Source organism: Specibacter sp. RAF43, assembly GCF_052114065.1.
GTDB lineage: Bacteria > Actinomycetota > Actinomycetes > Actinomycetales > Micrococcaceae > Specibacter.
Map to the genome: position 1 here is coordinate 318,510 of NZ_JBFREA010000001.1, position 23,775 is coordinate 342,284.

Below are 23,775 nucleotides of genomic sequence, written 5' to 3' on the forward strand. Positions count from 1 at the left end.
TAGGCTTCGCTTACAGCTTATTCAACTTAGGCGCTCCTTGCTCTATGCGACAAATCACAGCCACGTCATAAAGTGGGGCCCGGCCGCCAACCCCGCGCCCTTTCGGGGGCGACGCCCGTATGCCCGGCCGGCGCCGGCGGGGTGAACTTTTACCGCGGAATCCCGGGATCGCGGGCGCCATCGCTTAGAGTTGTGGCAATGAATACGCAAATTCCGGCCGTACCGGCCACGTCCCGGGCGGAGCCCATCGACAAGTTTGTCGCCGTGATCCCGGCCGGGGGTGTCGGGACCAGGCTGTGGCCGCTCTCCCGTGCCGCGGCCCCGAAGTTCCTCCATGACCTCACCGGCAGCGGGAGCACCCTGTTGCGGGCCACCTATGACCGGCTGGCCCCGCTGACCGGCAACGGGATCGTGTTGGTCACCGGCGAGGCGCACCGCGACGCCGTCTGCCGCCAATTGCCCGAACTTGCCGACGGCGACCTGGTGCTGGAGAACGAACCCAAGGACTCCGGGGCCGCGATCGGGCTGGCCGCCGCCATCTTGTACATGCGCGACCCCGAAACCATCATGGGATCGTTTGCCGCCGACCAGGTGATCAGCCCGGTGGAGAAGTTCCAGGACGCCGTGCGCGAGGCCATCCACACGGCCGCCACCGGCAAGATCGTCACCATCGGCATCAAGCCCACCCACGCCGCGACCGGCTTTGGCTACATCCGCACGGGGGAGCCGCTGGCCGTTGCCGGGGCTCCCAGCGCCCACGCCGTGGTGAAGTTCGTGGAAAAGCCCAGCCAGGACGTTGCCGAGCAATACCTGGCCAGCGGCGAATACAACTGGAACGCCGGCATGTTCGTGGCCCCCGTGGAACTGCTGCTGCGCCATTTGAAGGCGAACACCCCGGACCTCTACGCCGGGCTCATGGAGATCGCGGAGGCGTGGGACACCCCGGAACGGGTGGCCGTGAAGAACCGGGTGTGGCCCACCCTGCCCAAGATCGCCATTGACTATGCGGTGGCCGAGCCCGCCGCCGACGCCGGGGACGTCGCCGTCATTCCCGCGGACTTCAGCTGGGACGACGTCGGGGACTTCGCCGCGATCGCGCGCCTGAACAACGCCCGGGAGGTGGACGACGTCACGGTCATCGGCGAGGGCGCCCGCGTCTTCACCGAGGACAGCACCGGCATCGTGGTCACGGACACCAAGCGGGTCATCGCCTTGATCGGCATCGAGGACGTGGTGGTGGTGGACACCCCGGACGCCCTGCTGGTGACCACACGCGCCCACGCCCAGCTCGTGAAGCGGGCCGTGGACGGGCTCAAGGCCAAGGGCGACACCGACGTCCTGTAGGGAATCGGCGTAAAGGTCCGCCACCGATGACGCCAAGGCCCGGGGACATGGTTAGAGTTTGTTGCGTGCGCAATTATTCGCTGGAAACAGAACCAACCGAGCTGGTGGGCCCCTGGCTGGAGCCCCTGATCGATGACGTCATCGAGTTCCGCCGCGAGCTGCACGCCCACCCGGAGCTGTCCTTCCAGGAACACCGCACCACGGCCCGGATCATGGAGCTGCTGACGGCGGCCGGGCTGCGGCCGCGACGCCTGGAGAGCACCGGGGTCATTGTGGACGTGGGGGAGGGCCCCATAGCGACGGCGCTGCGCGGGGACATTGACGCCCTGCCCATCATTGAGGAGACGGGATTGCCGTTCGCATCCCGCAACCACGGGGTCACCCACGGCTGCGGGCACGACTTCCACACCGCATGCATGCTCGGCATTGCCCTGGTCCTGGCCAGGATGCACGCCGACACCCCGCTGGGCGGCACCGTGCGCATCATCTTCCAGCCCGCCGAGGAAACCATGCCCGGCGGCGCCCTGACCTGCATTGACCAGGGCGCGCTGGACGGGGTGCCGCGCATCATGGCCCTGCACTGCGACCCCCGCGTGGACGTCGGAAAGATCGGCACGCGCATCGGCCCCATCACCAGCGCCTCGGACACCATCAGGATTGCCCTCTCCGGCCGCGGCGGCCACACCTCCCGCCCGCACCGCACCGAGGACCTGGTCTTTGCCCTGGCCCAGATCGCCATCAACGTCCCGGCCGTGCTGTCCCGCCGGGTGGATGTGCGCAGCGGCGTCTCCATGGTGTGGGGGCAGATCAACGCCGGATCCGCCCCCAACGCCATCCCCGGCCACGGGGTCATGAGCGGGACCATGCGCTGCCTGGACCGCGAGGCCTGGCATTCGGCCGGCGAACTGCTGGACGAGGTGGTCCAGCAGGTGGCGGCCCCGTACGGGGTGGACGTGCACCTCGAACACACCCGCGGCGTGCCCCCGGTGGTCAACTCCGAGCACGAGACGGCGCTGATCGAGGCCGCGGCCCGGGCCGAACTCGGCGAGGATTCCGTGGTGCTGGCCCCCCAATCCATGGGCGGGGAGGACTTTGCCTGGTTCCTCCAGGGCATCCCGGGCTCGCTCATGCGCCTAGGCACGCACGTGCCCGGCGGCGAGGAATACGACCTGCATCGCGGGGACTACATCGTGGACGAACGGGCCCTCTCCGTCGGCATCCGGGTGCTGTGCGCCGCGGCCCTGCGCACGCTGCGCACGCCCGCAGCCTAAGACCGGTCCGGGGGGCTAGGCTGGCTGCATGAGCGCCTACCCCACCACGTCCAGGGAAATCCGGCTCGCGTCCCGGCCGTTCGGCTGGCCCGTGCCGGGGAACTTCCGCCTCAGCGAGTCCGCCGTGCCGCCGCTGGCCGACGGCGAGATCCTGGTCCGCAACCTGGCCATGAGCGTGGACCCCTACATGCGCGGGCGAATGAATGACGTGAAGTCCTACCGGCCGCCCTTTGCCCTGGATGCGGTGCTCGACGGCGGCGCCGTGGGTGAGGTCATCGCGTCCCGCAGCGAACGGCGCAGGGAGGGCGACGTCGTCGTGCACGGCCTGGGCTGGCGCGAATACGCCGTGGTTGCGGCGACGGCCACGAAGAAGGTCGACACCTCCCTGGCCCGGCCCAGCGCCTTCCTGGGCGCCCTCGGCATGACCGGGCTGACCGCCTACGCGGGGCTGACCCGGGTGGCCGCCTTCGCCCCCGGGGACACCGTGTTTGTCTCCGCCGCGGCCGGCGCGGTGGGTTCGCTGGCGGGCCAGCTGGCCCGGGTACTGGGCGCCGAACGGGTGATCGGCAGCGCCGGTTCCGCGGCGAAGGCGGCGCACCTGCGCGAGCTTGGCTTTGATGCCGCGTTCAACTACCACGACGGCCCGGCCAGGGACTTGCTGGCCGACGTACTGGGCCCGGGCCGGGGGATCGACGTGTACTTTGACAACGTCGGGGGCGAGCAGCTCGAGGCCGCGATCTCCCTCGCCAATCCGTTTGGCCGGATCGCCCTGTGCGGGGCCATCTCGGCGTACAACGCCACCGCCGCCCCGCACGGCCCGCGCAACCTGGCGTCGGCGATCGGCAAGCAACTGACCCTGCGCGGCTTCCTGGTCACTGCGCACCAGGACCTGGCCGGCGAATTTGCCGAAAAGATGGCCGGCTGGCTGGCCGCCGGGCAGATCCGCTTTGACGAGACCGTGGTCCACGGGCTGGAGAATGCGCCGGCTGCCTTCATCGACCTGCTGCGCGGGGCCAATACCGGCAAGATGGTCATCCAGCTTCAGTGGTAACCGCCTGCGGGGGCGCCGGCCGGGCCGTGCGCCGGGCCGCGCGGCCCGGCCCGGCTCGGGTCACCAATTGGTAACGGTTGCCCAACGATGGCCAGTTCCGCCCGGTCTGGGCTACCGGCGAGTAGAAACTCGGATTAGATTAGGGTCATCACTGACATTCCGGCGCCGGGGGCGGCGACGCGATACTCGTCGCAAACACTTACCTTATGGAGGAACCTTGAAGAATAWGCTGTTTCGCACCGCCAAACGCGGGGCCACGGTGGGAACCATCACGCTGGGGGCAACGGCGCTCCTGCTGACCGGTTGCGGCCAGGCTCCGGCGCCGACCGGCGGTGGCAGCACCACCGGTTCGAACGCCGCGGCCAGCTACCTTGGCTGCATCGTCTCCGACTCCGGCGGATTCGACGACCAGTCCTTCAACCAGTCTTCCTACGAGGGCCTGCAAAAGACCGTCAAGGACCTGGGCATCAAGATGAAGGAGGCCCAGTCCAAGAGCAAGGCGGACTTTGAGCCGAACCTGGGCCAGATGGCCAACGCCGGATGCAACATGACCTTCACCGTCGGGTTCCTGCTCGCCGACGCGACGAAGAAGCTGGCCGCCGCCAACACCGACCTCCACTTCGCCATCATCGACGACAGCTCCATCAAGGCACCCAACGTCAAGCCCGTCGTGTATGACACGGCCCAGGCGGCGTTCATGGCCGGCTACACGGCGGCCTCGGTCACCAAGACCGGCAAGGTGGGCACGTTCGGGGGCATCAACATCCCCACTGTCACCATCTTCATGGACGGCTTCGCCGAGGGCGTGAAGTACTTCAACGAAAAGCAGGGCAAGGATGTGAAGGTCCTGGGCTGGAACGTGGACACCCAGCAGGGCCTGTTCGCGAACACCTTCGACATCATCCAGGAAGGCACCAAGGCCACCAACAACCTCATCGGTGACGGCGCCGACGTCGTCATGCCGGTGGCCGGCCCGCTGGGCAAGGGCGCCGGGGACGCCATCCTGGCCGCCAACAAGGACGGCAAGAACGTCAAGATGATCTGGGTCGACTCCGACGGCTTCCTGACCGCCCCGACCTACAAGTCGATCCTGCTGACCTCGGTCATCAAGACCATGGGCGAGGCCGTGGAGACCATCGTCAAGGACGACCTGGGCGGCAAGTTCGATCCCGCCCCGTACGTTGGCACCCTGGAAAACGGGGGCGTGGCCCTGGCCCCGTTCCACGACCTGGATTCCGCCGTCAGCGCGGACACCAAGAGCCAGCTCGAGACCATCAAGAAGGGCATCATCGACGGCAGCATCAAGGCTCCCTCGAAGTCCAGCCCCAAGTAGCTCCGTTTTTCGATTGTGTTGCGCCGCACGGGCAGCCTTGGCTGCCGGTGCGGCGCACAGTCGATTCAGCACAGAGTCGTCCAACACCGAAGTAGGCGGGCACATCCTTGAAACTAGAACTGCGGGGCATCACCAAGAGCTTTGGTGCCCTGGTGGCCAACGACCACATCGACGTCGTGGTTGAATCCGCCGAGATCCACAGCCTCCTCGGTGAAAACGGCGCCGGAAAATCCACCCTGATGAACGTCCTGTACGGCCTGTACGAGCCCACGGCCGGGGAAATCCTCATCGACGACAAACCCGTGAAATTCTCCGGCCCGGCCGACGCCATGGCCGCCGGAATCGGCATGGTCCACCAGCACTTCATGCTGGTCCCGGTCTTCACCGTGGCCGAGAACGTGGCCCTGGGCGGGGAGTCAACCACGTTTGGCGGCGTCCTGAACCTGGAGGCCACCCGCCAGAAGATCCGGGAGATCTCCGCGAAGTTCGGCTTCAACGTCGACCCCGACGCCCTGGTGGAAAATCTGCCCGTGGGCGTCCAGCAGCGCGTGGAGATCATCAAGGCGCTGGTCCGCAACGCCAAGATCCTCATCCTGGACGAGCCCACCGCCGTGCTCACCCCCCAGGAAACCGACGAGCTCATGGACATCATGCGCCAGTTGAAGGCCGGCGGCACCTCGATCGTGTTCATCTCGCACAAGCTGCGCGAGGTCAAGGCGATCTCGGACACCATCACCGTCATTCGCCGCGGCAAGGTGGTGGGCAACGCCGAGCCCTCCGCCTCCACCACCGAGCTGGCCTCGATGATGGTGGGCCGGGCGGTCAGCCTGACGCTGGAGAAGGCCGACGCCCAGCCCGGGGAAAACACCTTCAAGGTCACCAACGTGACGGTGATGAACGACGCCGGCCAGCGGCTGGTGGACAACGTCACCTTCGCCGTCGCCCAAGGGGAAATCCTCGCCGTCGCCGGCGTGCAGGGCAACGGGCAGACCGAACTGACCGAGGCCGTGCTGGGCCTGCAACGGCACGTCCAGGGCTCCATCACCCTGTCCGGGCGCGAACTGGTGGGCAAGAGCGTGCGCCAGGTGCTCGACGCCGGGGTCGGATTTGTGCCCGAGGACCGCCAGGACGACGGGCTGGTGGGGGAATTCTCCATCGCCGAAAACCTCATCCTTGACCTGTACACCAAGGCCCCGTACTCGCGCGGGGGCAGCATGAACCGGGCCGTCATCGCCAGGAACGCCGAGCAAAAAGTGGCCGAATACGACGTGCGCACCCTCTCGGCCCAGGATTCGGCGGACACGCTCTCCGGCGGAAACCAGCAAAAAGTGGTGCTGGCCCGCGAGCTGTCCCGGCCGCTGAAACTGTTCATCGCCTCCCAGCCCACCCGCGGGGTGGACGTGGGCTCCATCGAATTCCTGCACAAGCGCATCGTGGCCGAACGCGACGCCGGCACGCCGGTGGTCATCGTCTCCACCGAACTGGACGAGGTGCTTGAGTTGGCGGACCGGATCGCCGTACTGTTCGCCGGCAAGCTGATGGGAATCGTCCCCGGCAAGTCCAGCCGCGAGCTGCTGGGGCTAATGATGGCCGGGCTGACCGCCGAGGAGGCCAGGGAGCATCTCCAGGCGCCAGCCGCGCCGACCACCAAGACGACCGGCACCGCCGAAGGAGACCGCGCGTGAGCGAGACGCAAACCAAACCCCAGCCCGCGCCGGCGTCCGGCCGCGGCGGGCAGCTGGTCCGGGAGATCATGAGCGGCAACGCCATGATCTCGGTGCTGGCCGTCATCGTGGCGCTGATCATTGGCGGGATCCTGATCGCGGTCACGGACCCGCGCGTCGCCGCCGCCTCCGGCTATTTTTTTGCGGACCCCGGCGCCACGTTGTCGGCCGTTTGGGCGTCCGTCTCCGACGCCTACGGGGCGTTGTGGCGCGGAGCCACCTACGATCCCTCGGCCCGCACCTGGCAGGGACAGCTGGGCATCTTTGAGACCCTGACGTTCGCCACGCCGCTGATCCTTTCCGGCTTGGCCGTGACCATCGCCTTCCGCGCCGGCCTGTTCAACATCGGCGCCCAGGGCCAGATCATCATCGGCGCCACCTTCGCCGGCGTCGTCGGCTTCCAGATGCAGCTGCCGCCGGTGATCCACCTGCTCGCCGTCATCCTGGCCGGCGCCGTGGGCGGCGCCGTCTGGGGCGGCATTGCCGGATTCCTCAAGGCCCGGACCGGCGCCCACGAGGTCATCGTGACCATCATGCTCAACTACATTGCCGTGTCCCTGGTTTTGTACCTGCTCAAAAACCAGCTCAAGGCCCCCGGCAGCACCAACCCGATCAGCTCGCCCATGCACGAGACCGCCGTGCTGCCGCTGCTGCTGGGCCCCAACTTCCGCGTGCACGCCGGGCTGATCGTGGCCGTGCTGGCCGTGATCGGGGTGGCGTGGCTGCTCAACCGTTCCACCCTGGGCTTTGAGTACCGCGCCATCGGCGCCAACCCGAAGGCCGCCCGCACCGCCGGCATGCTCGTCTCCCGCGGCTACATCACCGTCATGCTGATCTCCGGCGCCCTGGCCGGGCTGGCCGGCGTCGCGCAGATTGCCGGCACCGAAAAGTCCCTGGATTCCGAGATCGCCGGCAGCATCGGCTTCGACGCGATCACCGTGGCCCTGCTGGGCCGCTCCACGCCCTGGGGGACGTTCTTTGCGGCCCTGCTCTTTGGCGCCTTCAAGGCCGGCGGCACCTCCATGGCCGTCAATGCCGACGTTTCCATTGACATTGTTGCGGTGGTGCAGTCACTGATCGTGCTGTTCATCGCCGCCCCGCCGCTGATCCGCTCCATCTTCCGGATCAAGGCCGTACGCCGTGAAGGAGCCAGCGCATGAGCGTCGCAGCCAACATCGAGCCGGCGAAGCTGGTGGACCGGGTCGCGATCCGGAGCTGGAAAACCCCCATCCTGTTTGGGGCCCTGGCGCTGTTCGCGGTTGTCGTCTTCGTCCTGCTCGGACCCGACGGGCACGCCACCTTCCGCATCTCCCAGGACAACGATTTATGGCAGGTCCCCCAGCTGGTGCTGCCGGCCAAGGGGTTCGGCATCGTTGCCGCCCTCATCTGCGTCGTCCTGGCCGCCCTGGCCTACCGGGCGATGAAACGCGACGGGCGCATCGCCAAATGGGTGACCATGACGTTTGCCGTGGTGTTTGTCCTGGGCCTGCTGGTGTGGATCATCGGCGGGACCAAGACCCAGAACATCACGCTCGTGGGGCTGTTCACCGGTGCCATGCTCATTACCATCCCACTGGTCTTCGGCTCCATGTCCGGGGTGCTGTGCGAGCGTTCCGGCGTGGTCAACATCGCCATCGAGGGGCAGCTGCTGGCCGGCGCGTTCACGGCGTCGCTGGTCTCCTCCATCACCCAGAACGCGTTCGCGGGCCTGTTCGCGGCCGCCGTGGCCGGCGTTTTGGTCTCCTTCCTGCTGGCCGCGTTCAGCATCAAGTACGTGGTGAACCAGATTATCGTCGGGGTGGTGCTGAACGTGCTGGTCTCCGGCCTGACCGGGTTCCTGTTTGAAAAGATCATGAAGATCAAGGTCGACGGCGCCAACATCTACAACCAGCCCGCGCACCTGCCGGATCTGCCCATCCCGCTGCTGTCCCAGATCCCCGTGCTGGGCCCGACCCTGTTCCGGCAGTCGATCATCGGCTACTTCATGATGTTCCTGGTGGCCGCCCTCTGGTTTGGCCTGTTCCGCACCCGGTGGGGGCTGCGCATCCGCGCCGTGGGCGAGCATCCCAAGGCCGCGGACACGGTGGGCATCAACGTCAACCGCACCCGCTTCCTCAACGTGCTGGCCGGCGGTGCCGTGGCCGGCGTCGGGGGCGCCTACTTCACGCTGGTGGCCGTGAGCAGCTTCAGCAAGGACATGACCGGCGGGCTGGGCTTCATCGCGCTGGCCGCGCTGATCTTTGGCCGCTGGAATCCGATCGGCGCCGCCCTGGCCGCGTTGCTGTTCGGCGTGGCCGGCAACCTCCAAAGCATCCTCTCGCTGGCCGGCACGCCCATCGACGGGCAGTTCCTGGCGATGCTCCCGTATGCACTGACCATCCTGGCCGTGTCCGGATTCGTGGGCAAGTCCCGCGCCCCCGCGGCCGACGGCCTTCCCTACATCAAGGGATAGCCGATGACCATGGACACCGCCGCCATCAACTGGGACGCGTTGAAGGAAGCCGCCACGGCGGCCATGAAGAACTCCTACTCGCCCTATTCGGCGTTCCCCGTGGGTGCGGCCGCCCTGCTCGAGGATGGCCGGGTGGTCAGCGGCTGCAACGTTGAAAACGCCAGTTACGGGCTCACCCTGTGCGCCGAATGCACGCTGGTGGGTGCGCTGGCAATGACCGGCGGCGGCCGGATCCGGGCATTTTACTGCGTGGATGCGGCCGGGGCCGTCTTGATGCCGTGCGGGCGCTGTCGCCAGCTGCTCCATGAATTCCGGGCCCCCGGGATGGTCCTGATGACCGGCCGCGGGATCCGGACCATGGAGGAGATACTCCCTGACGCGTTTGGCCCCGAGAACCTGGAGAGAACACCATGACCCACGCCTCGCCCTCCGGCCCTGCCTCTTCCGGCCCTGCCGGGACCGCCTTCGACGCCGTCGACATCATCCGCACCAAGCGCGACCGCGGCACGCTCACCGCCGAGCAAATCGCGTGGACCATCGACGCGTACACGCGCGGGGCCATCGCCGATGAACAGATGGCCGCCCTGAACATGGCCATCCTGCTCAACGGCATGGACCGGGCGGAAATATCGCAGTGGACCGCCGCCATGATCAACTCCGGGGAACGCCTGGACTTCTCCGCCCTGCGCACCCCGGCCGGCGTGCCGATGCGCACCGCGGACAAGCACTCCACCGGCGGGGTGGGGGATAAGATCACGCTGCCGCTGGCGCCGCTGGTGGCGGTGTTCGGGGTGGCGGTTCCGCAGCTGTCCGGCCGCGGCCTGGGCCATACCGGCGGCACGCTGGACAAGCTGGAGGCAATCCCCGGGTGGCGGGCGGACCTCACGAACGAGCAGATGATGCGCCAGCTCTCCGAGGTGGGCGCCGTCATCTGCGCGGCCGGGGCGGGTCTGGCCCCGGCCGACAAGAAGCTCTACGCCCTCCGCGACGTCACCGGCACGGTGGAGTCCGTCGCGCTGATCGCCTCCTCGATCATGAGCAAGAAGATCGCCGAGGGCACCGGCGCGCTGGTGCTGGATGTAAAGGTCGGCTCCGGGGCGTTCATGAAGGATGCCGATCATGCCCGCGAGCTGGCCGCGACCATGGTGGCGCTGGGCCAGGACGCCGGGGTCAACACGGTGGCCCTGCTCACGGACATGTCCACGCCGCTGGGCCTGACCGCCGGCAACGCCATCGAGGTGGCGGAATCGGTGGAGGTGCTCGCCGGCGGCGGCCCGGAAGACGTCGTCGAGCTGACCGTTAGGCTCGCGGAGGAAATGCTGGCCGCCGCCGGGGTCCGCGACGCCGATCCCGCGGCGGCCCTGCGCGACGGCCGGGCCATGGACGTATGGCGCAGGATGATCGCCGCCCAGGGCGGGGACCCGGACGCCGCGCTGCCGGCGGCCCGCGAATCCGAGGTCATCTACGCACCCGCCGACGGCGTGCTGGTGGGGCTCGACGCCCTGAGCGTGGGCGTCGCCGCCTGGCGCCTCGGGGCCGGACGGGCGCGCAAGGAGGACGCCGTCCAGGCCGGCGCCGGGGTGCGGATGCACGCCAAGCCGGGCGCGCTGGTGCGGGCCGGGGAGCCGCTGATGACCCTGCTGACGGACACGCCGGAGCGGTTTGGGCGCGCCCGTCAGGCCCTGGAGGATGCGGTGACAATTGCGCCGGAGGGCTCCGCCCCGGCGTCGAAACTGATCATTGAGCGCATCGGGTGACCCGCCCGTCCCCTCGCCAGAGCGCCGGGGGAAAGATAGCCCCAAAGACTGATACCCGGACCGCTCCCAACGTGGGAAACTAATGAGTGACAGCCCGCCAGAGGAGAGGAACCATCCCCGGTGGATTTCTTGCACACCATCGATCAGATTAATTTCGTGATCGAGCACTCAGCCGCCCAGTGGTGGGTCACCCCACTCGTGGCGCTGTTCTGCCTGATCGATGGTTTCTTCCTGTTCCTGCCCAGCGAGACGGCCATTGTGGCCTTGTCCTCGATCGCGGCACGGACCGGGCTGCCCAACATCTGGCTGCTCATGCTCGGCGCCAGCATCGGGGCCGTGATTGGCGACAACATTGCCTACTTTATGGGCCGGCGGCTTGGCACCACCCGGTTCAAGTGGATGCGCAGGCCGCGCGGGGCGAAGGCGTTCGCCTGGGCGGGCCGGGAACTGGAGAAGCGCGGGGCCATCCTGATCTTCACGGCCCGGTACATCCCCGTGGGCCGGATCGCCGTCAACTTCACCGCGGGGGCCACCAGCTTCCCGTGGCGCCGGTTTGCCGTGCTCGACGGCGTGGCCGTGGTGACATGGGCCGGCTACTCCGTGGCGGTGGGCACCTTCGCCGGCCGCTGGGTGCACGACAACCCGCTGCTGGGCGTGGGAATCGCCATTACCTTTGCCATCGTCATCGGCTTCCTCGTGGACCACGCCATGAAGTACCTGCACCACTACCTGGAAAAGCGCGGCAAGCTGGCGCCCCGCCCCGCCCCCGGTTCGATGGCCGTCGCCCTGGTCGCGGCCGCCCGCGCCGAGGCGGCCCGGGCGGAGGCGGCCCAGGCGGGCGCCCGGGCGGAGGCAGCGGCCGGACCGGCCCCGGCCGCCGCCGGACCAAACGCGCCGCGCCCGGCGCCGACCGGCGTCGAACGCGGAAAACAAATTGCCGGTACGCCCGTAGCGCAGGGGACCACCAAGAACTAGCGCGGGCCCGGATCGCTCCCTAGAGTTGGAACGTGACTAAGCCAACTACAGAGCCCCTGCCCGTTTCCCCGTCCCCCGTCGACCTGAAATCCCTGCCGAAGGTTTCCCTGCACGACCACCTGGACGGCGGCTTGCGCCCCGCCACCATCATCGAGCTGGCCGCCGAGGCGGGCCACACGCTCCCGTCCACGGACCCGGAGGAGTTGCGCCGCTGGTTTCTGGACTCGGCGGACTCCGGCTCGCTGGTGCGCTACCTGGAAACCTTTGATCACACCATTGCGGTCATGCAGACCCATGACGCCCTGGTGCGCGTGGCCCGCGAGTTCGTCGAGGACCTGGCGGACGACGGCGTCGTGTACGGGGAAGTGCGCTGGGCGCCCGAGCAGCACCTCACCGGCGGGTTGACGCTGGATGAGGCGGTCGAGGCCGTGCAGGAGGGCCTGGAGGCGGGCATGGACGCCGTGGACGAGGCCGGCGGCTACATCGAGGTGGGCCAGCTGGTCACGGCCATGCGGCATGCGGATCGCGGCGCGGAAATCGCCCAGCTGGCCGTGCGCCACCGCGACAACGGCGTGGTGGGCTTTGACATCGCGGGGGCGGAGGACGGTTTCCTGCCGTCGCTCTTCACCGAGGCCTTCACCTACCTGGCCGAAAACAACTTCCCGACTACCGTCCACGCCGGCGAGGCCGCCGGGTTGGACAGCATCCAGGACGCGCTGGTCCACGGCCGGGCGCTGCGCCTGGGCCACGGCGTGCGCATTGCCGAGGACATCCACCTGGACGTGCAGGAGGAGGACGGGCACGACGTCGGCACCGTTTCGTTGGGGGACCTGGCCCAGTGGGTGCGCGACCGCCAGATCCCGTTGGAGCTGTGCCCGTCCTCGAATCTGCAGACCGGGGCCATTGCCGCGTTTGGCACCACGATTTCCGAGCACCCGATCGACCTGCTGCACCAGCTGGGCTTCAACGTCACGGTCAACACGGACAACCGGCTGATGAGCGGGGTGACGCTGACCGGGGAGTTTGAGCTCCTGGCCAAGACGTTTGGCTATGACATTGAGACCATCCTGGAGCTCACGCTCAACGCCGTGCACGCCGCGTTCCTGCCGATCGAGGCGCGCGAGCAGCTGGCCGACTACATCATCGAGTTTTACGAGGACGCCCTTGACGGTGATGACCAGGACTAATCCCGCCCTGGGGGTCGCTGTCGAGCGGTTGGCGGCGGTCATCACGGACCTTCGCGAGCACTGCCTGTGGACGGCGGCGCTGACGCACGAGTCGCTGATCACCTACCTGATCGAGGAATCGTATGAGCTCGCCGATGTCGTGGAGGCCGGTCCGGGGCCCCTGGACGTCGGCGAGCTCAAGGGGGAACTGGGCGACATCCTCTACCAGGTGATGCTGCATTCCCGCCTTCAGGAGGAGGCGGGCGGATTCACGCTGGCGGATGTGGCCGATCACCTGCGCGAGAAACTGGTGCGCCGCAACAGCCACGTATTTCGCGGCGACGGGACGCTGCAGGAGCGGTTTCCGCAAAGCATTGCCGAGATCGAGCGTAACTATGCCGCGGCGAAGTCGGCCGAGGGGTTCGGGGCGCCAGGGGCTCCTGCGGCGTCCGTGTACGGTTCCCTGCCGGCGTCCCTGCCGGCCCTGGCCCTGGCCGCGAAGACCCTGGACCGTGCCGTTGCCGCAGGCCTGGGCGGCACCCTCCCACCGTCCGCAAGCTCGCCGGGGCCCGCCCTGTCCGGGCCCTCCCTGCCGGGGCCAGGCGGACCGGGGCCAGGCGGACCGGACGGCCCGCCGCAAACGGAGGACGAACTCGGGGAGCTGCTCTTCGACGTCGTCCGTGCCGCGCGGGCCCGCGGATTGGATGCCGAACGGGCGCTGCGCAACGCGGTGCGCCGGTACCAGGCACCCTAACGCTGCCGGCCCGCTTGGACGCTGCCGGCCCGCATGGACGCTGCGGCCCGGCAGCGGTCAAGCGGGTGGGCAGCGTTCGTGGGACGCGGTGCGCGGGCGTTAGTCGGACAGCAGCTTGTAGACGGTCCGACGGGCCGCATCCAGGGCCTCCGTGGCGGCCTTGATCTGCTCCTCGGACCCGCCAAGCCCGATTTGCTGGACGGCGCCGATCAATTTGCCCATGCTCGTGCGCAGCTCGGCGCTCACGCTGGCCTCGTCGTGGGCCTCGGTCCACACCTGGGCCATTTCCTCGGCATGGTCGGCCACGTAGCTGCGCCCGGCGTCCGTCAACTCAAATTCGGTGCGCTTGCCGTTGCCGACCGAGGCGATGAGTCCTTCGGCCTGCAGTGCGGCCAGGGCGGGGTAGATGGAGCCCGGGCTCGGACGCCAGGCGCCGTCGGTATGGGTGGCGATGGCACCGATCAGGCCGTACCCGTTGTAGCTGTGCCGGCTGAGCAGGGACAGGATCGCGCTGCGGACATTGCCCTTGCGGACCCGACCGGCGCGGCCCATCCCGCCCCGGAAGCCGGGACCAAAACCGGGGCCGAAGCCGCCGCCAAAGCCGCCGAAGCCGGGGCCGAAGCCACCGCTGAACCCGCCGAAGCCGGGACCGAATCCGCCGCTGAACCCCGGAGGGAACCCGGGGCCGAAACCGAAGCCGTGGCCGTGGCGGTCGTGCGGACCGTGCCCGGATCCCTCGGGAAAGTCGCCGCCGCGCTCATCACCCGGACCGGAAAATTCACCTTCGCCGGTGGGGGAGTGGTGGTCGTGGTGGCAGCGGGCCTGACCGAAAGGAAAGCAATAGGATTGTTCCGGATTGTTGAAGTTGTTCATGACTCTTGCCTGTTCAAGGACAGATTTTGGATGAGGGAGGGCGGTGACGCGGAGCCCCTGTACGGGGACTCTCCGGGTCCGCCCGAGGCGGCGGCGCGGTGTTGCGGTCGCGGCCGCTGATGGCATGTACTCGCGGCATGATACATCGCGATACTTAACGATATATCGCTGCATTCGGTGATTCCATACCCCGGATGGAGAAACTTTTCCCGGCGGCCGGCTCAGCACCGGCCGGGCGCTGCGTCCCATGCGTAGCAATGGGTGTCCGGTCATCGCGACCCGTTAGGATTGAGGCGACAGCGAGGTCGACCTTTATCCGCTCGAAGCTTGAGGAGCACTACGTGGCACTTATTGAAGCCATTCACGCACGCGAAATTTTGGATTCCCGCGGCAACCCCACCGTTGAGGTCGAGGTCCTGCTGGCGGACGGCTCGGTGGGCCGGGCCGGCGTTCCCTCCGGGGCATCGACCGGCGCCTTCGAGGCCGTGGAGCGTCGCGACGGCGACAAGGCCCGCTACCAGGGCAAGGGTGTCTTGCAGGCCGTTGAGGCCGTGCTGGAGGCGATCGCCCCGGAACTTGAGGGCATCGACGCGTCCGAACAGCGCCTGATTGACTCCATGATGTTGGAACTGGACGGCACCCCCAACAAGGGCAAGCTCGGCGCCAACGCCATCCTGGGCGTCTCCCTGGCCGTGGCCAGCGCCGCGGCCGTGTCTGCCGACCTCCCGCTGTACCGCTACCTGGGCGGCCCCAACGCCCACGTGCTGCCGGTCCCGCTGATGAACATCCTCAACGGCGGCTCGCACGCCGATTCCGACGTCGACATCCAGGAATTCATGATCGTCCCCTTGGGCGCGTCCACGTTCTCCGAGGGCCTGCGCTGGGGCGTTGAGGTGTACCACAACCTCAAGGCCGTCCTGCAGGAAAAGGGCCTGTCCACCGGCCTGGGCGATGAGGGCGGCTTCGCCCCGAACCTGCCGTCCAACCGTGCCGCCCTGGACCTGATCCAGGAGGCCATCAAGCGCGCGGGCTACGAGGCCGGCAAGGACATTGCCCTGGCCCTGGACGTGGCCTCCTCCGAGTTCTTCAAGGACGGGACGTACCAGTTCGAGGGCAAGTCCCTCACGGCCGCCCAGATGAGCGCCTACTACGAGGACCTGTTGCGCGACTACCCGCTGGTCTCCATCGAGGACCCGCTGGACGAGGACGACTGGGAGGGCTGGAAGGCCCTCACGGACGCGATCGGCGACAAGGTCCAGATCGTGGGCGACGACCTGTTCGTGACCAACCCGGAGCGCCTGGCCCGCGGCATCGAGACCAAGACCGCCAACTCGCTTCTGGTGAAGGTGAACCAGATCGGCTCCCTGACCGAGACCCTGGACGCCGTGTCCATGGCCCAGCGCGCCGGCTACACCACCATCACCTCGCACCGCTCCGGCGAGACCGAGGACACCACCATCGCGGACATCGCCGTGGCCACCAATGCCGGCCAGATCAAGACCGGCGCCCCGGCCCGCTCCGAGCGCGTGGCCAAGTACAACCAGCTGCTGCGCATCGAGGAGGACCTCGAGGATGCGGCACGTTATGCAGGTCGCAGCGCTTTCCCGCGTTTCACGGCCTAAAGATGCGCCGGCGACTGGCTAAGGTGGAATACACACCCTAGCCGGTCGCCCGGCCGCACCCGTTGGAGCCGTCGGCCATGCCGGCGGTGACGCGGGAGGGCCGTCGCAGAAGTATCAGGAGAGTCATGGCCACGCGTCGCCCCAAAGTGCCCAGCGCTCACTACACGGCCGGGACTGCGGTCCCCGAGTCCGCCACGGCAGGCGAGCCGTCCGGGCACGGCACGACGCCGGCCCCACAGTCCGGCGGCCACCGCACCTCCGGTGCCGCGAAGGCCGGGCGCCGGCGGGTCACCGCCGGCACCGACACCGGCAGTTTTGGGCCCGGCAGTTTTGGGCCCGGGGTGATCGGGCGCGACGGGGCCGGCTCCGCCCCCGTGCCGGCGCGTTCGTTTTCCGGCCGGTTGCTGGTTTTGGCCCTGGCCATGGGAGTGCTCACCATCATGCTGACCCCCAACGTCCACACGTTCATGGAGCAGCGCGCCGAGATTTCCGCGCTCAAGGCCGATATCGCCGCGCAGCAGACCATCCGGTCCGGGATTGTCACCGAGCTGGCCCGCTGGGACGATCCGGCCTATATCCGCCAGCAGGCCCGGGACAGGGTGAGCATGCTCATGCCCGGTGAGACCGGCTACTGGGTGTATGGCGCCAACGGCGTCCTCCCGCAGGGCCAATCCGCGACAACCCCGGGCATTGCCTCCGCAAAGAACGCCCTGGCGGTCACCACGCAGCCATGGGTGGACGGGCTGTGGGACGCCGTCCAAAAATCGGCACAGCCGGCCGCCAAGGAGTCAAAGACCAAGGGCGCCACGACGGTGCCCACGCCGGCGCCGGCGGCGAAATAGCCGCCGGCGATCGCGTGGGCCGCCGGCACGATAAAATGGCAGGTTGAACCTGGCGGAGGAAACCGTTAGCAGCCCGCCGCCACATCATTTCGAAGGAAGGACGCCGGTGTCCGCATCAGCAAGCCCCGCCGCACGCGGGCCCGAACCCACCCAACACGATCTGGACACCCTGAGCCGGCAGCTCAACCGGCCCGTCCGCGACGTCGTGGAGATCCCGGCCCGCTGCGTGTGCGGCAATCCGCTGGTGGCCGCAACCGCCCCCCGGCTCAGCAACGGCATCCCGTTCCCCACCACCTACTACCTCACCCATCCCGTCTTGACCGCCGCGGCGTCCCGGCTGGAGGCCGCCGGGCTGATGACCGAGATGACGGACCGGCTGGCTGCCGATACGGCCCTGGCGGCCGCGTACCGGCGGGCGCACGAGGCGTACCTGGCGGCCCGCGCCGACCTTGGCCGGCGCGCCGGCACCGGGCCCGTGCCCGAAATTGACGGGATCTCCGCCGGCGGCATGCCCACCCGGGTGAAATGCCTGCACGTCCTCGTGGGGCACGCCCTGGCCGCGGGTCCCGGCGTGAATCCGCTCGGCGACGAGGCCGTGGCCGCCCTGGCCCCCTGGTGGACCGCGGACACGTGCCACTGCGCCGGGGCCTGGGACGATGCGGCGCCCGTGCCCCGGAAGGACCTGAGCCGGCATGTGCGGCACCTCCCCGACGAATAGTGCCGGTTCCCTCCCCGCCTGCCCAGCCTCCCGCCCCGAAAGGCCCTTCCATGCGTGTAGCCGCCATTGATTGCGGTACCAACTCCATCCGCCTGCTCATCGCCGACGTCACTTCCGGCGCGGGCGGCCCGGGCGATGCTGCCGTGACGCTCACCGACGTGCACCGGGAGATGCGCGTGGTGCGCCTGGGCCAGGGCGTGGACGCCACGGGCATGTTGGCCCCCGAGGCGCTGGAGCGCACCTTTGCCGCCGTCACGGACTATGCGGCCCTGATCCGCGCCAACGCCGTGGAACGGATCCGTTTCGTGGCCACGAGCGCCACCCGCGACGCCGGGAACCGCGACGTTTTTGTGGAGGGCATCACGGCCCGCCTGGGCGTGGCACCGGAAGTGGTTTCCGGTGCCCGGGAGGCGGCCCTGTCCTTTGCCGGGGCCACCAGCGTGCTGCCGGCCCTGGATGACGAACTGGTCCTGGTGGTTGACCTGGGCGGCGGCAGCACCGAGTTCGTGGTGGGCAATGCTGGGGGAGTCCGGGCCGGGCTGAGCACCGACATGGGGTGCGTCCGGTTCACCGAACGGTTCCTGCGCAGCGACCCGCCAACCGCCGCGGAGATCGCCGCCGCGGAGGCGGCCGTCGAGGCCATACTGGCCGAAGTGCAGGCCACGATGGCACTGGGCAGCGTGACGAAGGTGGTGGGCGTGGCCGGCACCGTCACCACCATCACCGCCCGGGCGCTCGGGCTGGCGAGCTACCAGGCTGAGGTGATTCATGCCGCCGTCGTCCCCTTGGCCGACATTGACCAGGCCGCCTCGGAACTGCTGGGCATGGCCCGGGCGGACCGGGCGGCCCTGGGCATCATGCACCCGGGCCGCGTGGACGTCATTGGGGCGGGAGCGCTGATCTGGCGCACCGTGCTGCGGCGGCTCGCGGCGCTGACCGGGGGACGGCTCGATGCGGCAACCAGCAGCGAACACGATATTCTGGACGGAATTGCCCTGGGCGCGGCCGGGGACCCGTCCTGAGGACCAGGACATCCCCGGCCGGCGACCGCAACGGAATCGAGTGTTCATGCCTGTAGTGCCACGGTTGCGCAGCGTCGCTGCGGCCGCGCTGACGCTTGCCCTGCTGGGGCCGATGGCCCTGGTGGGCGCCTCCGCCGCGTCCGCCGACGATATCCGCAACCGCGAATACTGGCTGGACCAGTCGGGCATCACGAAGGCGTGGGACATCTCGCAGGGCGCCGGCGTGAAAGTGGCCGTGATCGACAGCGGCATCGACGCAAAGCACCCCGATCTGAAGGGCGCCGTCGTCGGCGGGGTGGACATGTCCGGCTCCGGCGCCGCCGGCGGGACCAAGGGCGTGGGGGCCGAACCCGAGCACGGCACCCTCGTGGCGACCATGCTGGCCGGCCGCGGCCACGCCGATTCCAGTGCCCCGGCCGCCACCAAGGGCACCGCGAATGCCAAGGAAAAGGTGGGCGCGGGCCCCGCGGGCGTCATCGGCGTCGCACCCAAGGCGCAACTGCTGAGCATCTCCGTCTGGCTCGGCAGCAACAACCCTTCCGGCAAGAACATTGACGACCAGATTCCGGCCGCCGTGACCTGGGCCGTGGACCATGGCGCGAAGGTCATCAACATGTCCCTGGGCAGCACGTCCACGGCCTGGCCGCAAAGCTGGGATGCCGCGTTTGCCTATGCCGAGGCCAAGGACGTGGTGATCGTGGCGGCGGCCGGCAACCGGAAAACCGGCAGTGAACAGGTGGGCGCCCCCGCCACCATCCCCGGCGTCCTGGCCGTGGGCGGCCTGGACAAGGACGGGACGGCCAGCGTCGATTCCTCCTCCCAGGGCATCAGCATCGGCGTCAGTGCCCCGGCCGAGGACCTGGCCGGCGGCCTCCCCGGCGGTGGCTACGCCCGGTGGAGCGGCAGCAGCGGCGCGGCCCCGATCGTGGCCGGGGTCGCGGCGCTGATCCGCGCCAAGTACCCGAAGATGTCGGCGGCCCAGGTGATCAACCGGATCATCAGCACGGCCAAGCCCAAGGGCGACGGGGTTCCCAACGCCATTTACGGCTACGGCATCTTGGACGCCCGGGCCGCGCTGTCCGCCGACGTCCCGCTGGCGACGCGCAACCCGCTGGGCAGCATCACCGACTGGATTCGGGTGCACCGCCGCGGCCAGGCGTCGCTGCCGCCGTCCGCCGGCGCCGCCGCCACCGCACCCCAGCCCAAGTCCACGCTGACCGACGCCGCCGCGCCGTCACCGCTGCCGGACGCCGCCCTGGCCAGCGCCACCCCGGCCGTCGTGGTTCTTGGCTCGGCGGGCCTGCTGGTGCTGGTCATCCTGGCCGGCGGCACGCATCTGCTGGTCGCACGACGCCGGCTGCTCACCGAGGCCTCCGGTGCACCCGTGGGTTCCGGGGCGGGTGACGGCGGCAAGCACGGCGCCGACACCCCGGCCGGCCCGGCCCCGGCGTCCTCCGGCACCAACAAGCACTGAGGGCGGGGCCGTCTGGCCGGCGCCCGCCCGGATGACGCACGTCACTTAATGCGCTAGTGAATGTTTTCACAAACGGTTGTATCATTGAGACATGGGACTCACACCAACATATTCAACCCGTCCGCGCGTGCTCGTAGTCGGCGGTGGCTACGTAGGCCTGTACACGGCCCTGCGCCTGCAGAAGAAGATCGCGAAGTCCGGTGGCATTGTCACCCTCGTCGATCCGCTGCCCTACATGACCTACCAGCCCTTCCTGCCCGAGGTGGCCGGTGGCAACATTGAGGCGCGCCACGCCGTCGTCTCCCACCGCCGGCACCTACGCGAGACCGAGCTGATCCAGGGTTCCGTCACCGGGATCGACCACGAGAACCGCACGGCCGTCATTGCCCCGGCCGACGGCGGCGCCCCGTTCGAGCTGACCTACCACGACGTGGTCCTGGCTGCCGGCGCCATCACCCGCACGTTCCCGATCAAGGGCCTGGCCGAATCCGGCATCGGGCTGAAGACCATCGAGGAGGCCGTGGCCCTGCGCAACCAGGTGCTGTCGCTGATCGAGAAGGCCTCCACCGAGACCGACCCCGCCAAGCGCAAGCGCGCCCTGACGTTCGTGGTCGTCGGCGGCGGCTTTGCCGGCATCGAGACCATTGCCGAGCTGGAGGACATGGCCCGCGCCGCCGCCAGGCTGAACCCGCGCATCGAGGAATCCGAGCTCCGCTTCGTGCTCGTTGAGGCCATGGGACGCATCATGCCCGAGGTCACCGAGTCCCAGGCCCTATGGGTGGTCGAGCACCTGCGCAGCCGCAACATCGAGGTCCTGCTCAACACCTCCTTGGACAATGCCGAGGACCACAACCTCAAGCTCATCAACCTGCCGGCGAAGACCGTGGCCCAGCAGTTCGACGCCGACACCCTCATCTGGACCGCCGGCGTCATGGCGAACCCGATGGTGCGCTCCACCGACTTCCCGGTGGAACCGCGCGGCCGCGTGTCCGTGAACGTGAACCTGCAGGTCTCGGGCGAGTTCGGCGTCATCCCCAACGCCTGGGCCGCCGGCGACATCGCGGCCGTCCCGGACGTGACCGGCGGCCTGCCCGACGGCACCTGCGTCCCGAACGCCCAGCACGCCCTGCGCCAGGCCAAGCGCCTCGCCGCGAACCTGTGGGCCAGCCGCTTCAACAAGCCGCTGACCGGGTACAAGCACAAGAACCTCGGTGCCGTTGCCGGCTTCGGCGAGTGGAAGGGTGTTGCCAAGATCATGGGCATCCAGCTCAAGGGTGCCCCGGCCTGGCTGGCGCACCGCGGCTACCACGGCCTGGCCATGCCTACCGTGGAGCGCAAGTTCCGCGTGCTCATGGACTGGTTCATCACCATGTTCACCGGCCGCGACCTGACCCAGCTCGAGGGCCTGATGACCCCGCGCGCATCGTTCGTCAGTGCCGCCACGCCGAAGCCGAAGCCTGCGCCCAAGCCGGTCGAGGACGCCCCGGCCGCCCAGCCGGTCGAGATCACCTCCGAGGTCAAGGAAGAAGTCAAGGAAGACGCCCACGCGTCCAAGTAGGCTCCGCACCCCCCGCCCGACGGCGGCCCTCCCCACCTGCGGGAGGGCCGCCGTCGCGCTTTTGGTCCCCGGCAGGCCCCGCCCGCCAGGCAGACCCTGGGCCGCCGGACAGACCCTGCGCCGCCAGGCAGACCCTGCCCCGCAGCAACGCTGCCGCCCAACGCCTTCCTCGCGGTTCCGGGTCTGTCCGCGGGGGTCCCGGTGGCCGGGGCGGGGCGGGGGAATACAATGGCCGGATGATCATTCGACGGGAGCGCCCCCCGGACCGGCCGGAAATCCTTGCCGTGATTGAGGCCGCGTACCCGGGCGCGGCGGAGGCGCGGCTGCTGCGGGAGCTGTTTGCCTCGCGCGAGTACCTGCCCGAGCTCTCGATCCTTGCGGAGTCGGCCGACGGGGAGATCCTGGGCCACGTGATCAGCACGCGCGGCTGGATCGACAACGTCCCGGCCCTGGGCCTGGGACCCCTGGGCGTGCTGCCGGCGCGCCAAAACCAGGGGATCGGCTCGGCCCTTATGCACGCCTCCATCGACGCCGCGAATGAGCTGCGGGAGACGGTGATCGTGCTGCTCGGGGGCACCGACTATTACCCGCGCTTTGGATTTGTCCCGGCGGACTCGGTGGGCATCGCCTCGCCCGACCCGTCGTGGGGATCGCACTTCATGGCCCTGCCCCTGACCGGCTTCCACGCGGGCATTCGCGGACATTTTCGGTATGCGGAGCCGTTCAACGGCCTCTAGGGCCCGGGCCGTTGGTGGTGGCCGCGCGCCATCCAGTAGTCTTAAGAATGCAGGGGCGATGCCCTCGCGCCCCAGTAGCCCAATGGCAGAGGCACCAGACTTAAAATCTGTTCAGTGTCGGTTCGAGTCCGACCTGGGGTACCAGTTTGTGCAGGCGTGGACTACTGTGACTTGGCCTAGGGCTTTCACCGGCGGAATGCCGCCAGGCGGCGTAGGCTGAGGGCCTATTTGACTACTTGAAATAGTCGAACTAGCCGCAATGCTGCGACCCTGCCCACGAGGGGGGACTCAATATGAAAGAAACCAACGACACGTTGGCACAGCTGGTCACCCGGCTAGCCAACGGACGGTCCCAGGCTGAGCTGGAGGCCGCCTGCGGCGGGGTCCCGTCCCGGTCCCGGAACCGGCAAATCATGATGTACGAGGTCAAGGCGAAACCGTTTCCGGAGATCATCAACGGCCTGGCCAGGGGCCTCGGCGCGCCTCCTGAGGTAATCATCTACGCTTCCGCGAACGGCTTGGACTACCGCCTCCAGCAACCGTCCCGGCTCGCCGGCCTCCTGCCAGCCAAAGCCGAAGACCTGGACGACACCCAATTAGCGGCCGTCCGTGCCGTGATGTCTGCAATGAACTCCGCCAATGCATCCCGAGACTAGGACCGAGGCCGGTCGGGCCCTTCATGCGGTGAACACGGCCGAGACATACCGGCGTCGGGTGGTGCGCGGCCTGGACATCAACGACTGGCACCTAGAACTGGACGCCTGGTTCGCCCGCGGCAATTACTGGGCCGCCCTTGACCTACTCGCGGAGATCATGGACGCCGTCGAGACGCTGGAGCAGTTCGACGACTGGGAACCGGAAGCCTACTGGTACGAACAAGCCGCGGAAGCGCACACCCGCATTGGCGAGCATGACAAAGCGGTGGCGGTGCTGGAGCGGTGGCTCCAGTTCTGGCCGCCGGAGCGGATCCGCTTCGACATGGCGCCGCAGCGCATGCAGCGAAAACTGGATGCCGCGCGCACCCGGGTCGCCCGTATTCGCTAGGGGTCGATAACGACGTCGAGGGCGCCGGACTGAGCCCACGTCTTCCCGTTCGCCTCAA

The 23,775-nt window shown here is 68.7% G+C and carries 22 protein-coding genes and 1 tRNA gene; 22 read left to right on the forward strand and 1 reads right to left on the reverse strand.

Annotation, left to right across the window (positions count from 1 at the left end):
• Window positions 1–198: 198 nt before the first annotated feature.
• The 12 genes from AB4Y80_RS01455 to AB4Y80_RS01510 all read left to right on the forward strand — a co-directional run bounded on the left by AB4Y80_RS01455 (window position 199) and on the right by AB4Y80_RS01510 (window position 13,827).
• Complete coding sequence (locus AB4Y80_RS01455) at window positions 199–1,344, forward strand: mannose-1-phosphate guanylyltransferase (protein ID WP_442211508.1); 1,146 nt, start codon at window positions 199–201, stop codon at window positions 1,342–1,344.
• A 65-nt stretch (window positions 1,345–1,409) separates the two neighbouring features.
• The gene (locus AB4Y80_RS01460; protein ID WP_442211510.1) at window positions 1,410–2,615 is read left to right on the forward strand and encodes an amidohydrolase; all 1,206 of its coding nucleotides are present in this window, start codon (window positions 1,410–1,412) and stop codon (window positions 2,613–2,615) included.
• 28 nt (window positions 2,616–2,643) lie between these two features.
• Complete coding sequence (locus AB4Y80_RS01465) at window positions 2,644–3,666, forward strand: NADP-dependent oxidoreductase (protein WP_442211511.1); 1,023 nt, start codon at window positions 2,644–2,646, stop codon at window positions 3,664–3,666.
• 217 nt (window positions 3,667–3,883) lie between these two features.
• The gene (locus AB4Y80_RS01470; RefSeq protein ID WP_442211513.1) at window positions 3,884–4,999 is read left to right on the forward strand and encodes a BMP family lipoprotein; all 1,116 of its coding nucleotides are present in this window, start codon (window positions 3,884–3,886) and stop codon (window positions 4,997–4,999) included.
• A gap of 107 nt (window positions 5,000–5,106) precedes the next feature.
• Window positions 5,107–6,684, forward strand: coding sequence for an ABC transporter ATP-binding protein (locus AB4Y80_RS01475; protein ID WP_442211514.1), 1,578 nt, complete (start codon window positions 5,107–5,109; stop codon window positions 6,682–6,684).
• Complete coding sequence (locus AB4Y80_RS01480) at window positions 6,681–7,883, forward strand: ABC transporter permease (RefSeq protein ID WP_442211515.1); 1,203 nt, start codon at window positions 6,681–6,683, stop codon at window positions 7,881–7,883. Before AB4Y80_RS01475 ends, AB4Y80_RS01480 begins: the two co-directional genes overlap by 4 nt.
• Entirely contained in the window at window positions 7,880–9,175 is a 1,296-nt protein-coding gene (locus AB4Y80_RS01485) for an ABC transporter permease (RefSeq protein ID WP_442211516.1), read from the forward strand. The genes AB4Y80_RS01480 and AB4Y80_RS01485 overlap by 4 nt, the downstream gene beginning before the upstream one ends.
• A 9-nt stretch (window positions 9,176–9,184) precedes the next feature.
• On the forward strand, window positions 9,185–9,589 hold the full coding sequence (locus AB4Y80_RS01490; RefSeq protein WP_442211548.1) for a cytidine deaminase: 405 nt from the start codon (window positions 9,185–9,187) through the stop codon (window positions 9,587–9,589).
• Entirely contained in the window at window positions 9,586–10,932 is a 1,347-nt protein-coding gene (locus tag AB4Y80_RS01495) for a thymidine phosphorylase (RefSeq protein ID WP_442211517.1), read from the forward strand. The genes AB4Y80_RS01490 and AB4Y80_RS01495 overlap by 4 nt, the downstream gene beginning before the upstream one ends.
• A 156-nt stretch (window positions 10,933–11,088) precedes the next feature.
• Entirely contained in the window at window positions 11,089–11,907 is an 819-nt protein-coding gene (locus AB4Y80_RS01500) for a DedA family protein (protein ID WP_442211518.1), read from the forward strand.
• Between the two features lie 32 nt (window positions 11,908–11,939).
• Window positions 11,940–13,094: an adenosine deaminase gene (locus AB4Y80_RS01505; RefSeq protein ID WP_442211519.1), complete on the forward strand. Its 1,155-nt coding sequence runs from the start codon at window positions 11,940–11,942 to the stop codon at window positions 13,092–13,094.
• Complete coding sequence (locus AB4Y80_RS01510; RefSeq protein WP_442211520.1) at window positions 13,081–13,827, forward strand: MazG nucleotide pyrophosphohydrolase domain-containing protein; 747 nt, start codon at window positions 13,081–13,083, stop codon at window positions 13,825–13,827. The genes AB4Y80_RS01505 and AB4Y80_RS01510 overlap by 14 nt, the downstream gene beginning before the upstream one ends.
• 99 nt (window positions 13,828–13,926) lie before the next feature.
• On the opposite strand, the gene AB4Y80_RS01515 is transcribed toward AB4Y80_RS01510, so the two are convergent.
• Complete coding sequence (locus AB4Y80_RS01515) at window positions 13,927–14,700, reverse strand: PadR family transcriptional regulator (protein WP_442211521.1); 774 nt, start codon at window positions 14,698–14,700, stop codon at window positions 13,927–13,929.
• A gap of 341 nt (window positions 14,701–15,041) precedes the next feature.
• Here AB4Y80_RS01515 and eno point away from each other — a divergent pair, with 341 nt between their 5' ends.
• The 10 genes from eno to AB4Y80_RS01565 all read left to right on the forward strand — a co-directional run bounded on the left by eno (window position 15,042) and on the right by AB4Y80_RS01565 (window position 23,717).
• Window positions 15,042–16,322 (forward strand): phosphopyruvate hydratase, encoded by a 1,281-nt coding sequence (gene eno, locus AB4Y80_RS01520; RefSeq protein ID WP_442211522.1) that lies wholly within the window; start codon window positions 15,042–15,044, stop codon window positions 16,320–16,322.
• Window positions 16,323–16,447: 125 nt separating this feature from the next.
• Window positions 16,448–17,164: an FtsB family cell division protein gene (locus AB4Y80_RS01525; RefSeq protein ID WP_442211523.1), complete on the forward strand. Its 717-nt coding sequence runs from the start codon at window positions 16,448–16,450 to the stop codon at window positions 17,162–17,164.
• 106 nt (window positions 17,165–17,270) lie between these two features.
• Entirely contained in the window at window positions 17,271–17,882 is a 612-nt protein-coding gene (locus tag AB4Y80_RS01530; protein WP_442211524.1) for a DUF501 domain-containing protein, read from the forward strand.
• A gap of 50 nt (window positions 17,883–17,932) precedes the next feature.
• Window positions 17,933–18,904 (forward strand): Ppx/GppA phosphatase family protein, encoded by a 972-nt coding sequence (locus tag AB4Y80_RS01535; protein ID WP_442211525.1) that lies wholly within the window; start codon window positions 17,933–17,935, stop codon window positions 18,902–18,904.
• 46 nt (window positions 18,905–18,950) lie between these two features.
• The gene (locus tag AB4Y80_RS01540) at window positions 18,951–20,378 is read left to right on the forward strand and encodes a S8 family serine peptidase (RefSeq protein WP_442211526.1); all 1,428 of its coding nucleotides are present in this window, start codon (window positions 18,951–18,953) and stop codon (window positions 20,376–20,378) included.
• A 91-nt stretch (window positions 20,379–20,469) separates the two neighbouring features.
• Entirely contained in the window at window positions 20,470–21,936 is a 1,467-nt protein-coding gene (locus AB4Y80_RS01545; RefSeq protein WP_442211527.1) for an NAD(P)/FAD-dependent oxidoreductase, read from the forward strand.
• A 236-nt stretch (window positions 21,937–22,172) separates the two neighbouring features.
• On the forward strand, window positions 22,173–22,673 hold the full coding sequence (locus AB4Y80_RS01550) for a GNAT family N-acetyltransferase (RefSeq protein WP_442211528.1): 501 nt from the start codon (window positions 22,173–22,175) through the stop codon (window positions 22,671–22,673).
• Between the two features lie 68 nt (window positions 22,674–22,741).
• A tRNA-Leu gene (locus tag AB4Y80_RS01555) sits at window positions 22,742–22,817 on the forward strand.
• Window positions 22,818–22,966: 149 nt separating this feature from the next.
• On the forward strand, window positions 22,967–23,329 hold the full coding sequence (locus tag AB4Y80_RS01560; RefSeq protein ID WP_442211529.1) for a hypothetical protein: 363 nt from the start codon (window positions 22,967–22,969) through the stop codon (window positions 23,327–23,329).
• Complete coding sequence (locus tag AB4Y80_RS01565) at window positions 23,313–23,717, forward strand: hypothetical protein (RefSeq protein WP_442211530.1); 405 nt, start codon at window positions 23,313–23,315, stop codon at window positions 23,715–23,717. The genes AB4Y80_RS01560 and AB4Y80_RS01565 overlap by 17 nt, the downstream gene beginning before the upstream one ends.
• Window positions 23,718–23,775 lie beyond the last annotated feature (58 nt).